A 13,994-nucleotide genomic window follows, 5' to 3' on the forward strand; every position below is an offset into this window, starting at 1 on the left:
AGCGCGGATCGTCGCCGGGGCCCTCAGCTATGGGCGAAGATATCCTCCTCGCCCCAGCCCATCAGGTCAAGCTTGGCGCGTGTCGGCAGGAAGCGGAAGCAGGCATCGGCCTCCTTTGTGCGCCCCTCGCGCGCCAGCCTTCCCGCCAGCACCTCACGCAACCGATGCAGGTAGAGCACGTCGGAAGCGGCATATTCGAGCTGTTCGGGCGACAGCGTTTCGGCCGCCCAGTCGGACGATTGCTGCGCCTTGGACAGGCCGACGCCGAGAAGCTCGAAGCAGATGTCCTTCAGCCCGTGCCGGTCGGTATAGGTGCGGGTCAGCCGCGAGGCGATCTTGGTGCAGAACACAGGCTCGGCCATCACCCCGAACGCATTATAGAGCACGGCTAGGTCGAAGCGCCCGTAGTGGAACAGCTTGGTGATGTTGCGGCTCCTCAGCAGGCTGACGAGGTTCGGCGCTTTCTTCTGGCCCGGTGCGATCTGGATGACGTCGGCGGTGCCGTCGCCCGGCGATATCTGCACCACGCAGAGCCGGTCGCGATGCGGATTCAGCCCCAGCGTCTCGGTATCGATGGCCACCGCCCCGACATTGTAATGCGAAAGGTCAGGCAGGTCATTTTTGTGAAAGCGGATGTCGGCCATTGTCTTCTCCGGTCGAGCCAGAGCGTCCCTTGACCAGCAAGGGGCGCCGCAGCGCCTTGATTGTGGCCCGTCCTCGCCGCGATCGGCTGAAAAATCAACAGAAAGTTGGTTTTTCAGCCGATATCGCGATCTCTACGCCATCTCAGCGCGTCAGCGCGTCCAGAATGCGCGCCCAGGAACGCTGGCCCTTATGGAAGGAGCTGAGCTCGTATTTCTCGTTGGGCGAATGGATGCGGTCGTCGTCGAGGCCGAAGCCGACCAGCAGCGATTCCATGCCGAGATAGGTTTGGAAGTCGCCTACTACCGGGATCGAGCCGCCGCTGCCGGTCGTCACCGCCGGCTTCGGCCATTCGTCAGACAGCGCGGTCTTGGCCTTCGCAAGGAACGGTGAGTCGTAGGAAAGCTGGATTGCCGGCGAACCGCCATGGGCGTGGAATTCGACCGAACAGTCGGCCGGAATGCGCTCCTTGACGAATTGCTGGAAGGCGGCGCGGATCTTCTTGGGATCCTGCTTGTGGACGAGGCGGAAGGACACTTTCGCCGATGCTTCCGCCGCGATCACGGTCTTGAACCCCTTGCCGGTATAGCCACCGATGATGCCGTTGAACTCGGCAGTCGGCCGCGCCCAGGTCAGTTCCAGCACCGAACGTCCCTTTTCGCCCGACGGGATAGACAGGCCGACAGGTCCAAGGAAGGTCTCCGCGGTCTCGCCAAGCGTCTCCCATGATTTCAGCACCTGGGTCGGTGTCTCCTCGACGCCGTCGTAGAAGCCGGGAATGGTGATGTGGCCATCCTTGTCGTGGATGTCGGCCAGCACCTTGGCCAGGATTCGGATCGGGTTGGCAGCGGCCCCGCCATAGAGGCCCGAATGCAGGTCGCGGCCGGCGGCCCTGACCGTGATCTCCTCACCAACCAGCCCGCGCAGTCCAACGCAGATCGACGGCGTGTCACGGTCCCACATACTGGTATCGCAGACCAGCGCGAAATCGGCCTTGAGCTCCTCGGCATTGGCTTCGAGGAAAGGCTTCAGCGAGGGCGAACCGGATTCCTCCTCACCCTCGAACAGAATGGTGACGCGGCACGGCAAATTGCCATGCACCTGCTTCCAGGCGCGGCACGCCTCGACAAAGGTCATCAATTGGCCCTTGTCATCGGCCGAGCCGCGCCCGGTGATCACCTTGTGGTCGGGTCCGACCTGCTTGATATCAGGCGCGAACGGATCGTTTTCCCACAGTTCGATCGGGTCGACCGGCTGCACGTCGTAGTGGCCGTAGAACAGCACATGCGGCGCGCCGGCAGGCCCGTCATGATGCGCAACCACCATCGGATGGCCGGGCGTGTCGCGCACGTTGGCGTCGAAGCCGATCAACTTGAGCTCCGCCACCAGCCATTCCGCCGCCTTGCGGCAGTCGGCGGCATAGGCCGGATCGGTGGAGATCGACTTGATCCTGAGCAGGCCGAACAGCCGTTCCAGGTTCTGGTCGAGATTTTCGTCGAGACGGTCGAGGACGGGGGAAACTGCGGACATTTACGAAGCCTTTCGATTCAGTGCCGGGACCGTAAAGGCAGAGCGGCGAGACGAAAAGCCCGGGACGATTGGACCACGACCCGGCACGGTCGCCGCAAGGCAAAAAAAATGCCGCCGTGGTGGAGGGGGAACCACGGCGGCCTTTTACTCGAAACGATGCGGCAGCCCGGAGAGGGGGATAGGCTGCCGCAGTTGCCCGGGATAGGCGGGGGACGGGCCTTGCTCCGGACTTCGGCGAAAACTGCCGATGACGTGTATTTGGGTCTGTGAACGTGGCGATTCAAGGGCATCAACGTTACACTTTTGTAACGTGCTCGTGAGCGGCCAGGTATAACCCCGATCTGTCAGGGTGTTGACGGAACAAATCCCTGGCGATGTCTTTGGCATGGACCAAGCCATCGCGCCGCGCTATCCCTGCCGGCATGAAAAAAGGCGACCATCTCTTCCTTGTCGACGGCTCCGGCTACATCTTCCGCGCGTATCATGCACTGCCGCCGCTGACCCGCAAGTCCGACGGCCTTCCGGTCGGTGCCGTTTCCGGTTTCTGCAATATGCTGTGGAAGCTGATGCAGGATGCCCGCAACACCGATGTAGGCATTGTACCGACGCATTTCGCGGTCATCTTCGACTATTCCTCCAAAACCTTCCGCAACGACCTCTACCCCGAATACAAGGCCAACCGTTCCGCACCGCCGGAGGATCTGATCCCGCAATTCGGCCTGATCCGCCAGGCGACCAAGGCGTTCAACCTGCCTTGCATCGAGATGGAGGGCTTCGAGGCCGACGACCTGATCGCCACCTATTGCCGGCTGGCCTGCGAAGTCGGCGGCGACACCACCATCATCTCCTCCGACAAGGACCTGATGCAGCTGGTCGGCGATACGGTCGGCATGTACGACCCGATGAAGGATCGCCAGATCGGCATCCCCGAGGTCGTCGAGAAATGGGGCGTGCCGCCGGAAAAGATGGTCGACCTGCAAGCCCTCACCGGCGACTCCGTCGACAATGTTCCGGGTGTGCCCGGCATCGGGCCGAAGACGGCTGCGCAGTTGCTGGAGCAGTTCGGCGACCTCGATGGGCTGCTGGCCCGCGCCGGCGAGATCAAGCAGGACAAGAGGCGCGAAACAATCATCGCCAACGCCGACAAAGCGCGCATTTCGCGCCAGCTGGTGACGCTGAAGAACGATGTGCCGGTGGCCGAGGGCCTGGACGATTTCGTGCTTCATGCCCCAGACGGGCCGAAGCTGATCGGCTTCCTCAAGACCATGGAATTCTCCTCGCTGACCCGCCGCGTGGCGGAAGCGACCGGCACCGAAGCCGGCGACGTCCAGGCCGTCGCGGTGACCGTCGAGCGCGCCGATGCCGCGCACGGGCCCGATGTGGGCGCGGGGGCACCGGACATTGCCCGAAACGGGGTTGGACCAGAGGCAGACCCAACTGCTACACCGACGACGCAGACACCTAAGCAGGGGGACACCCCTTCCCTGCTCTCCGCGCTGCGGCTGGAGGGCGCGGCGACGCGCAAGATCGACACGTCGGCCTATCATTGCGTCCGCGATATCGCGACGCTGAAGGCCTGGATCGCCGAGGCGCGGGAGACCGGTATGGTCGCCTTCGACGCCAGGGCGACCTCCCCCGACCCGATGCAGGCCGAACTGATCGGCATGGCAATAGCCACGGCGCCCGGCCGCGCCGCTTACATCCCCTTCGCCCACAAGAGCGGCAACGGCGATCTGCTGGGCGGCGGCATGCTTGAGAACCAGATTGCTCTTCGCGAAGCGCTGGCGCTGCTGAAGCCGCTGCTCGAGGACAGGTCGGTCCTCAAGATCGCGCAGAACCTGAAATACGATCTGGTCATCATGAGCCGCTACGGCATTGATGTCGCGCCGTTCGACGACACCATGCTGATCTCCTACGTGCTCGATGCCGGCACCCCGCATGGTCACGGCATGGACTCGCTTGCCGAGAAATGGCTTGGTCACTCACCCCTCCAGATCAAGGATGTGACCGGCTCCGGCAAAAGCTCGGTCGGTTTCGATCAGGTCGGCATCGACAAGGCGACCGCCCATGCCGCCGAGGACGCCGATGTGACGCTGCGGCTCTGGCTGGTGCTGAAGCCCCGGCTTGCGGCCAAGGGCCTGGTCTCGGTCTATGAGCGGCTGGAGCGGCCGCTGGTGCCCGTGCTGGCCCGCATGGAACAGCGCGGCATCTCCGTCGACCGGCAGATCCTGTCGCGGCTGTCGGGCGAACTCGCACAAGGCGCCGCCCGGCTCGAAGAGGAAATCTATCAGCTCGTCGGCGAGCGCATCAACATCGGCTCGCCCAAGCAGCTCGGCGACATCCTGTTCGGCCGCATGGGCCTGCCAGGCGGTTCGAAAACCAAGACCGGCCAGTGGTCGACCTCGGCGCAGCTTCTCGAAGACCTTGCCGCCGAGGGCCACGAACTGCCGCGCAAGATCGTCGACTGGCGCCAACTGACCAAGCTGAAATCGACCTACACCGATGCCCTGCCCGGCTTCATCCATCCGGACACCAAGCGCGTCCACACCTCCTACGCGCTAGCGGCGACCACCACGGGACGTCTTTCATCCTCCGACCCCAACCTGCAGAACATCCCGGTGCGCACCGCAGAAGGCCGCAAGATCAGGACCGCCTTTATCGCCGACAAGGGCAACCGCCTGGTCTCGGCCGATTACAGCCAGATCGAACTGCGCGTGCTTGCCCATGTCGCCGAAATCCCGCAACTGCGGCAGGCTTTCGCCGATGGGGCGGATATCCATGCCATCACCGCCTCGGAAATGTTCAACGTACCCGTCGAAGGCATGCCTTCGGAAATCCGCCGCCGCGCCAAGGCGATCAATTTCGGCATTATCTACGGCATTTCGGCCTTTGGCCTGGCCAATCAGCTGTCGATCCCGCGCGAGGAAGCCAGCAACTATATCAAGAAGTACTTCGAGCGCTTCCCCGGCATCCGCGACTATATCGAGGAGACCAAGGCCTATGCCCGCGAGCACGGCTTCGTCGAGACGATCTTCGGCCGCCGCATCCATTATCCAGATATAAGGTCATCGAACCCGTCGATCCGCGCATTCAACGAGCGCGCCTCGATCAATGCCCGCCTGCAGGGCACCGCCGCCGACATCATCCGCCGCGCCATGGTGCGCATGGAGGAAGCGCTTGAGAAGGCAAAGCTGTCAGCCCGCATGCTCCTTCAAGTGCATGACGAACTGATCTTCGAGACGGTGGAGGCGGAGGTCGAGGCGACGATCCCCGTCGTGCGCCACGTCATGGAAAACGCGGCGATGCCGGCGGTGTCGATGTCGGTGCCGTTGCATGTCGACGCGCGAGCGGCGAATAATTGGGATGAGGCGCATTAAGCGCAAGCTTCATCATCCTCGGGCTTGACCCAAGGATGACGAAGCGAAGGCTTACGCCGCCTCGGCCCGACACTTGGCGCACGTCCCGCGGAATTCGATCACCGCCTTCTTGGCGGCGAAGCCGGTGGAACGCACCCATTCGTCCAGTCGGTGTCCGACGTCGTGATCGGACATTTCGCTTACCTGCCCGCAGCTGTCGCAGATGGCGAAGGCGGTCATCGAATGGCTGTGGTCGTGCGGTTCGGCACAGGCGACGAAGGAGTTGATGCTTTCCAGCCGGTGCACGAGGCCTGACTTCACCAGCGTGTCGAGCGCGCGATAGACCTGAAGCGGCGCACGGAAGCCGCGTTCACGCAGCTGGTCGAGCAAGGTGTAGGCGCTGAGCGGCCCGCTGGCGGTCTCGAGCTTTTCGAGCACGCACAACTGGTTCTTCGTCAGCACATCCCTTGCCGCCATGGTCCCGTTCCAACTTTCCCGCGCCAACTACCGGCTGTTTGCCTGTTCAAACGGCCTGATCTCATTCAGATAGCGACGAACCGTCGTCTTTGCTACTCTTCTGTTGTTGGCCGGGTCGATCGATGAGGTGCCGGCACAGAGGTGACGGCAGAATTGATGGCGAAGCGACATTCAAAATACTGACAAAGTTCTCGATGGGGTTTGCCTCGCTTGGGAAGTTCGATCGGGCTTCGGGAAGCGCTATGTTCAAATTGACACGCCGGACGCTGCTTGTCGGCACATCCGCGCTGATGGCTGCGGGCACGGTTTCGTTCCTGGCGCTGGGGGCATCGCGCACCATGACTGACCGTTGACCAGCAACATGATCAGGCCGAAGACGCCCTGACCCGGCCTCTGTCATGAACAAGGCCGGCGGGAGCAATCCCGCCGGCCTTTTAGCCGGCTCCGGCTATTTCCTTGGCGGGCCGTTGCGTTCCGCGGAAGCCGCCCACAGATTAATGTCGGATTCGCGTGCGTAGCCATCGATCTCCGCCAGTTCGGCATCGCTGAAATCGAGCACCCTCAGCGCCCCGACGCAATCCTCGACCTGTTCCGGCCGGCTTGCGCCGATCAATGCCGACGTCACCTTGCCTCTGCGCAGCACCCAGGCCAGCGCCATCTGCGCCAGCGTCTGGCCGCGCCTGCCGGCGATGGCGTTGAGTGCCTTGATGTTGGCAATAGTGCGGTCGTTGATGAAGGCTGTCTTCAGCGACTTGCCCTGGGAGGCACGGCTGCCTTCAGGGATGCCGCCGAGATATTTGTCGGTCAGCATGCCCTGGGCCAGTGGCGAAAACACGATGGAGCCGACGCCGAGTCCCTCGAGCGTATCGAGCAGGCCGTCGTCCTCGACCCAGCGGTTCAGCATCGAATAGCTCGGCTGATGGATGACGCATGGCGTGCCGAGCTGCCTCAATATATCGGCGGCTTCGCGGGTGCGCTGCGAATTGTAGGAAGAGATGCCGGCATAGAGCGCCTTGCCCGAACGCACCGCATGGTCGAGCGCGCCCATGGTTTCTTCCAGCGGCGTATCGGGATCGAAGCGATGCGAATAGAAGATGTCCACATAATCCAGCCCCATCCGCTTGAGGCTCTGGTCGAGGCTGGCCAGCATGTATTTGCGCCCGCCCCATTCGCCATAGGGACCGGCCCACATTTCGTAGCCGGCCTTGGTCGAGATGATCAGCTCGTCCCGATGGGAGGCGAAATCGGTGCGCAGTATCTCGCCGAAGGCTGTCTCGGCCGATCCAGGCGGCGGCCCGTAATTGTTGGCAAGGTCGAAATGGGTAATGCCGAGATCGAAGGCCTTGCGGGCGATCGCCTGCTTGGTCCGGTGCGGCGTGTCGTCGCCGAAATTGTGCCACAGCCCGAGCGAGATCGCCGGCAGCTTGAGGCCGGACCGTCCGCAACGGTTGTAGATCATTTTCTCATAGCGGTTTTCGGCGGGTACGTAAGGCATGGGGAATCCTCGATCTGAAACGGGCGCGGCAGCGAACGCAACGGCCAGCCCAACGCCCACCCTTTAACCTCTCCCCGCGGAAACGGGGAGAGGGGCAGTCAAAATTATCGATAATCTCTGCAGCCTATTTTTTCTTCTTGGCCAGCAGCCCCTTCGCTTCCTTGACGCCGAGTGCGGCCGGGCGTTCGCAACTCGTCTGCATGGCGACGAATTTCCCGCTTTCGCCCGAGCGCAATATTCCGGTCATGACATCGACGGCATGCAGCGCCAGTTCCATCGAACAGCGGTGCGGCCGCCCTTCGACGATCGCCAGCGCCATGTCGGCCAGGCCCGCGGTGCGGTAATTGGCCATCATGCCGTGGCCGTGCATCTCATTCGGCACGCCAAGCGGATGCTTCCATTTCGGCAACTTCTTGACCGGCTTGCCCTCTTCGGTGAAGCGCACGTCGCCGCCGAAGAAGTTCGGATCGGGCACGAACACCGTGCCTGCCTCGCCGTAGAGTTCCATCGGCGCGTGGCCATGGGCCCAGACATCCCAGCTGGTGTTCAGCGTCACCACGGCACCATTCTCGAATTCCAGCAGGCCGTGGATGGTGGTCGGCGTGTTGACCGGGATTTTTTCACCCGCTCGCGGTTTCGATGAAATCGTCCGCTCCTTGGCCGGGGTCGTCGCAAAGGCCGCCACCTGCTTCACCGGGCCGATCAGCTGGATCAGATTGGTGATGTAGTACGGCCCGATATCGAGCACCGGCCCCGCGCCTGGCTGGAAGAAGAAGTCGGGATTCGGGTGCCAGTGCTCCATGCCGTGGCCCATGACATGGCAGGTGCCGCTGGTGATGTTGCCGAGCTTGCCCTCGTCGATCAATTCGCGCACCAGCTGATGCGCGCCGCCGAGGAACGTGTCCGGCGCCGAGCCGATGCGCAGCCCCTTTTTATCGGCCCGTGCCTTGAGGTCCTGGCCCTCCTTGAGCGACAGCACGAACGGCTTTTCGGAATAGACGTGCTTGCCGGCATCGAGCACCTGCTTCGACACCTCGTAGTGCACCGCCGGTATCGTCAGGTTGACGATGATGTCTATGTCATCGGCCTTGAGCAGGTCCTCGACGGTCTCGGCGCGCAGCTTGAACTCCTTCGCCCGCGCCTTGGCCGCGTCCATGTTGATGTCGGCGCAGGCGCGCATCTCGATGCCGCGAAACAGCGGCGCCAGCGAAAAATACGCCTTCGAGATGTTGCCGCAGCCGATGACACCGATACCCAGTTTTTTTGCCATGGTGATTGTTCCTAATGGGTCTTGACGGCTGCGATCGAGCGGCGGGCGAAGCGCTCGATGTCGTTGGGGTTGTCCTGTTCCATGATAAAATATCTTGCCGCGCTCTTGGCCCGCAGCACCTTTATCAGGTCGGCCCAATCGATCGTGCCGTGGCCGACATCCGACCAGCCATCCTCATCCAGTCCTTCGCCTGGTTTGGCCATGTCCTTGACATGGACGGCGACGATGCGCTTGCCATGCTTTTCGATCCAGGGCAGCGGGTCGGCTCCGCCGCGTATAATCCAGGCGACGTCCATCTCCCAACCGATGTCGGGCGCGGAGGACAGGATATGGTCCTGCGGCAGCGAACCGTCGGCGAGCGCCTTGAATTCGAAATCATGGTTGTGCCAGGCAAAGCCGTAACCGGCCTTCGAAGCCACCTCGCCGACCTTGGCCAGGCGCTCGCCGAAGCCGCGCCAGCCGGCGGCGTCGGACGGCCTGTCTTCGGCCACCAGATAGGGGCAGACCAAAAGCTTGATGCCGAGCGTTTCGGCGATCCTGCGCACGCCGTCGAAATCCTTCTCCAGCGCGTCGATGGAAAAATGCCCGGTCGGCATCGAAAGGCCGTTCTTGTCGAGCTCGGCGCGGAAGGCCTTGGGATTGTCATAGACGCCGCCGAAACCTTCGACCTCGGTGTAGCCGAGCTTGCCGAGTGTGGCGAGCACGCCTTCCCAGGGCTTGAAATTGCGGGCGCTGTAAAGTTGGAATGACCAGTTCATCGTCTCTGTCCGTTCTGCTTGGGGGATCGTTTCAGGGTGGTGACTCTCGGGAGCTAGATGCGGCTGCCGGCAGCGGCGTCGAAAAGCGAAGCGCGCATCGGATCAAAGCCAATGCTGACAGCCTCGCCATTGTGCGGCGTGCGCTCGGCCGTGACCCGTACCGTGAAATTCTGCTTGCCGAGCTTCAGCCAAACCAGTGTGTCGGAGCCCATAGGCTCGACCACCTCGACAGTCGCTGTGGCGCTGAATGGCCAGCCGGAGCCGCTGTTCAAGGCGACATGCTCCGGTCGGATGCCGAATACCGTCGGACCTGGCACCGGTTCCGTCTCGAAGGCATAGGTGGAAAGTGGGATACGAACATCCTCGGCGGCAAACAGCCAGCCGCTATTGTCCTTCTCCAGCCTGCCCTCGATAAAATTCATCGCCGGCGAGCCGAGGAACCCGGCGACGAAACGGTTGATCGGGCGGTTGTAAATGGTCTGTGGCGCATCGAGCTGCTGGATGACGCCGCCCTTCATGACAGCGATGCGGTCGGCCAGCGTCATCGCCTCGATCTGGTCGTGGGTGACGTAAATCATGGTGTTCTGCAGCTTGCGGTGCAGCAGCTTGATTTCTACGCGCAGTTCCGAGCGCAGCTTGGCGTCGAGATTGGACAACGGCTCATCGAACAGGAAGACATCGACGTCGCGCACCAGCGCCCGCCCGATCGCCACGCGCTGGCGCTGCCCGCCGGAGAGCGCCGCCGGCTTGCGCTGCAGCAAGGGCTCGATCTGCAGGATCTCGGCCGCGCGCGCGATGCGCTTGGCGATCTCGTCCTTGGGCACGCCGGCGACGCGCAGGCCGAAGGACAGGTTCTTCTCCACCGTCATCTGCGGATAGAGCGCATAGGACTGGAACACCATGCCGATGCCTCGGTCCTTGGGTTCTTCCCAGGTGACGTTCTTGCCCTTGATGAAGATGCTGCCTTCCGAGATGTCGAGCAGGCCGGCGATGCAGTTGAGCAGGGTCGACTTGCCGCAGCCGGAGGGGCCGAGCAGCACGATGAACTCGCCTTCGGCGACATCGAGGTTGAGCGTCTTCAGCACGGAAACCGCGCCGAAGTTCAGCGACAGGTCCTGGATCGCAACGCTGGTGCCGTTTGCCGCCATCGCCATCACCCTTTCACCGCGCCGGCGGCAATGCCGCGCACGAACCATCTGCCGGAGACGAAGTAGATGACGAGCGGCACCGCCGCTGTCAGAATGGTGGCCGCCATATTGACATTGTACTCCCGCACGCCGGTCGTGGTGTTGACGATGTTGTTGAGCTGCACCGTCATCGGCCAGTTGGAGCGCCCGGCAAACACGATGCCGAACAGGAAGTCGTTCCAGATACCGGTCACCTGCAGGATGACGGCGACGACCGTGATCGGCACCGACATCGGCAGCATGATGTAGATGAAGATGCGCCAGAAACCGGCGCCGTCGACGCGCGCCGCCTTGAACAGTTCGACCGGCATTGCCGCATAGAAATTGCGGAACAGCAGCGTCAGGATGGGCATTCCGAAGATCGTGTGCACGATGATGATGCCGGGCAGGGTCGCGAACAGCCCGACCGAGCTCAGTCCGATGATCAGCGGATAAATCACGACCTGATACGGCACGAAAGCGCCGAACACGAGCAACCCGAACAGCAGGTTGGCGCCCTTGTATGGCCAGAAGGTCAGCGCGTAACCGTTGATCGAGGCGCAGATGATCGAGATGACCACGCTCGGGACGGTGATCTTCAGCGAATTGTAGAAACCTGGACTGAGGCCGTTGCAGTCACGGCCGGTGCAGGCGTGAAGCCAGGCATCGGCCCAGGGCTGAAAGGTCGGGTCGCCCGGAAGGTTGAAAAGATGCCCCAGCCTGATCTCGGGCATCCCCTTCAGTGAAGTGACGACCATGATGTAGACCGGAATGAGGAAGAAGAGCGCCGCGACGATCAGGAAAGCGTAGATGCCGATGCGGCCGGCCGATATCCGTCGCGGCTTCGGCCCGAAGGGCGTGGCCTGATCCGGCGCTTCTTGCATCGGCCGGCCTGCCGTGGTTTGCACGGCGCTCATACGCCCGCTTCCTGCACTCGGTTTCGCCGCCACAGTACAAGTCCGGCAAATGCCAGCACGATCAGAACCGGCAGCAGCATCATCGTTGCAGCGGCCATGCCCTGGCCGACATTCTGGCGCACGGTGATGAGCTGGATGACATAGACGGCCGGCATGGATGTCGCGATGCCGGGACCACCACCGGTCATCGCGATGACCAGATCGTAGACGCGCACCACGCCGACGCACTGGAGAACGAAGGCGGTAGCGAACGCACCCTTCATCATTGGTGCCACGATGGACACATGCGTGCGCCACGTCGGAATACCGTCCACTCTCGCCGCCTTCCAGATCTCCTCGTCGACGCCGCGCAGGCCTGCGAGCAGGATCGCCATTGTCACGCCGGAGCCCTGCCAGATGCCCGCCACGACCAGCGCATAGATCGCGGTATTGGCATCGACCAGGGGGGCGAAGCTGAAGCTCGACCAGCCCAGATTGCGCATCGCCTCCTGCAGGCCGAGATTGGGATCGAGCACCCATTGCCACACAAGTCCGGTGACGATCAGCGACATGGCAAAGGGATAGAGGAAGATCGAGCGGAACAGGTCTTCCTGGCGGATGCGCTGGTCCATGAAAACGGCGAGCAAATAGCCGAACATCATGTTGCAGGTGATCGACATCAGGCCGAAGAACCAGATGTTGTTGACCGAGACGAGCCAGCGGTTATCGGCCCAAAGGCGCCTGTACTGCGCCAGGCCGACAAAATCATAGGTGGGGAAGAGCTTGGAACTGGTGAAGGACCACAGCACCGAGAAGCCGATGCCGATCACGAACACGCCGACGGCGACGAGAATCATCGGTATCGTCCCGATCACCGCGGGCAGGTGAAATCTCTGCCTCCAGCTCCTCTGCATTGTCCGTTCTTCTCCACCTCACCAGGACCCTGGGCAGGCCAGGGCAAGAATGGAGGCGTCACCCCGGGGCGGCGCCTCCAGGTGCCGGTCGGTTTCTAGTCGGAATTGCCGATGATGGTGGCGAACTTCGCCGTGGCGTCGTCGGCCGTCATGGAGTCGTCAGCGAAGAACTGCGCGACGAGCTCATTGAGCTGCTGGTTGGTGTTCTCGGTGATGAACCTATTGGTCGCGGTGACGATCTTGGCCGGATCTTCCACTGCTTTCAGCGCCTTCTGCATGCACGGATCGGCCGTCGACATGTCGACGTCGCCGCGCACGGGCATGGAACCCTTGGCATTGTTGAACGCGACCTGGACCTCCGGGCTGATGAGCAGGGCCGCAAGTCGCTTCTGCGCCGCCTCGACATCCGCATTGCCCTGCTTGAAGAACACGATGATGTCGCCGTCGGTGCTGACAACCGGCTTGTCCTCGTTCAGGCCGATCATGCAGCCGAAATCCTTGACACCGGTCATGCCGGCGGCCGCGAATTCGCCGCGCGCCCAATCGCCCATCACTTGAAGTCCGGCCTTGCCGGTGATCAGCAAGTTGGTGGTGTCGTTCCAGTTGCGGTTGGCGTAGCCGTTGTCAGTGAACTGCTTCAGCGCCCTCAACTGCGTGAACACGCTTTTCATCTCGGGACCGCCGGCAATTTCGGCACTCTTCTTGGTATACATCTCGTCGCGCTTGGCGACACCAAGAGCCTCGGTAACCATGTCCTGGAAAAGCAACTGGATCTGCCAGCCATTGCCGTCGCCGCCGATGGCGAAGGGAATGAAGCCTGCCTCCTTGATCTTCGGCGCGGCCGCGATGAAATCAGCCATGTTCTTCGGCTCCGGCACGCCCGCTTTCGCGAATACCGGCTTGGAGTACCAGGCCCAGTAATTCGAGTGGATGTTGACCGGGACGCACCACCAGTGGCCGTTAACGAGACAGGCGCTGCCGATCGCTTTCGGGCGAATGACCTCATCCCATTTGCCAGCGGTCGCGACATCGGTGAGGTCGAGCAGCTTGCCGCCTGAAATCAATTCCTCATACTGCCGGCCGGGATTGAACTGAGCCGCACCGGGAGGGTCGCCGCCGAGCACGCGCTGCATGACGGTCGAGCGGGCCGTTTCGCCCAGAGCAATGGCGCTGTCCACCCACTTGTCGCCGTGGCCGTCATTGTCGAAAGCCTTTGCGAACTGCGAGACCGCCGCCGACTCGCCTTTCGACGTCCACCAGTGAATTACTTCCAGGTTCGCCGCGGCCGCGGCCCCGGCAAAATCGAACGCCACCGTCGCCGCGAACGCAGCGGTCAGGACTTTGTATCGCATTTCGGTTTCCTCCCAGAATCTGAAACGTTACAGATTTTCGATAGGGCAATTGCGCTGATGACGCAACCCCAGGCACGAAGCCCGCCGGACATTTTTTCGGGCCACGAATAAAATGGGACCAGCCATCGAGCTGCAGTG

The 13,994-nt window shown here is 62.4% G+C and carries 11 protein-coding genes; 1 reads left to right on the forward strand and 10 read right to left on the reverse strand.

Going from position 1 to position 13,994, the window contains the following annotated elements; all coding sequences use genetic code 11:
• Positions 1-23: 23 nt before the first annotated feature.
• Positions 24-644 (reverse strand): ribonuclease D, encoded by a 621-nt coding sequence (locus tag FJ934_RS09990; RefSeq protein WP_140609231.1) that lies wholly within the window; start codon positions 642-644, stop codon positions 24-26.
• Between the two features lie 142 nt (positions 645-786).
• Positions 787-2,172: a M20/M25/M40 family metallo-hydrolase gene (locus tag FJ934_RS09995; RefSeq protein ID WP_140609233.1), complete on the reverse strand. Its 1,386-nt coding sequence runs from the start codon at positions 2,170-2,172 to the stop codon at positions 787-789.
• A 422-nt stretch (positions 2,173-2,594) separates the two neighbouring features.
• On the opposite strand from FJ934_RS09995, the gene polA reads away from it, so the two are divergent.
• Positions 2,595-5,549 (forward strand): DNA polymerase I, encoded by a 2,955-nt coding sequence (gene polA / locus FJ934_RS10000; RefSeq protein WP_181165577.1) that lies wholly within the window; start codon positions 2,595-2,597, stop codon positions 5,547-5,549.
• A 51-nt stretch (positions 5,550-5,600) separates the two neighbouring features.
• Here polA and FJ934_RS10005 read toward each other — a convergent pair whose 3' ends face one another.
• The 8 genes from FJ934_RS10005 to FJ934_RS10040 form a co-directional block, all read right to left on the reverse strand.
• On the reverse strand, positions 5,601-6,005 hold the full coding sequence (locus FJ934_RS10005) for a Fur family transcriptional regulator (protein WP_140609235.1): 405 nt from the start codon (positions 6,003-6,005) through the stop codon (positions 5,601-5,603).
• 448 nt (positions 6,006-6,453) lie between these two features.
• Positions 6,454-7,500: an L-glyceraldehyde 3-phosphate reductase gene (gene mgrA / locus FJ934_RS10010; protein WP_140609238.1), complete on the reverse strand. Its 1,047-nt coding sequence runs from the start codon at positions 7,498-7,500 to the stop codon at positions 6,454-6,456.
• Between the two features lie 124 nt (positions 7,501-7,624).
• Positions 7,625-8,770, reverse strand: a complete 1,146-nt coding sequence (locus tag FJ934_RS10015) for a Gfo/Idh/MocA family oxidoreductase (protein WP_140609240.1) — start codon at positions 8,768-8,770, stop codon at positions 7,625-7,627.
• 11 nt (positions 8,771-8,781) lie between these two features.
• Positions 8,782-9,528: a sugar phosphate isomerase/epimerase gene (locus FJ934_RS10020; protein ID WP_140609242.1), complete on the reverse strand. Its 747-nt coding sequence runs from the start codon at positions 9,526-9,528 to the stop codon at positions 8,782-8,784.
• Positions 9,529-9,581: 53 nt separating this feature from the next.
• Complete coding sequence (gene ugpC / locus FJ934_RS10025) at positions 9,582-10,682, reverse strand: sn-glycerol-3-phosphate ABC transporter ATP-binding protein UgpC (protein ID WP_181165574.1); 1,101 nt, start codon at positions 10,680-10,682, stop codon at positions 9,582-9,584.
• Complete coding sequence (locus FJ934_RS10030) at positions 10,682-11,611, reverse strand: carbohydrate ABC transporter permease (RefSeq protein WP_140609244.1); 930 nt, start codon at positions 11,609-11,611, stop codon at positions 10,682-10,684. The genes ugpC and FJ934_RS10030 overlap by 1 nt, the downstream gene beginning before the upstream one ends.
• Positions 11,608-12,504, reverse strand: coding sequence for a sugar ABC transporter permease (locus FJ934_RS10035; protein ID WP_140609246.1), 897 nt, complete (start codon positions 12,502-12,504; stop codon positions 11,608-11,610). The genes FJ934_RS10030 and FJ934_RS10035 overlap by 4 nt, the downstream gene beginning before the upstream one ends.
• A 95-nt stretch (positions 12,505-12,599) precedes the next feature.
• Positions 12,600-13,856 carry an ABC transporter substrate-binding protein gene (locus FJ934_RS10040; RefSeq protein ID WP_140609248.1) on the reverse strand — a complete coding sequence of 419 codons (1,257 nt, stop codon included), beginning with the start codon at positions 13,854-13,856 and terminating at the stop codon, positions 12,600-12,602.
• Positions 13,857-13,994: the final 138 nt, after the last annotated feature.

Source organism: Mesorhizobium sp. B2-4-12 (assembly GCF_006441575.1).
In the GTDB taxonomy this organism is placed as follows: Bacteria; Pseudomonadota; Alphaproteobacteria; order Rhizobiales; family Rhizobiaceae; genus Mesorhizobium.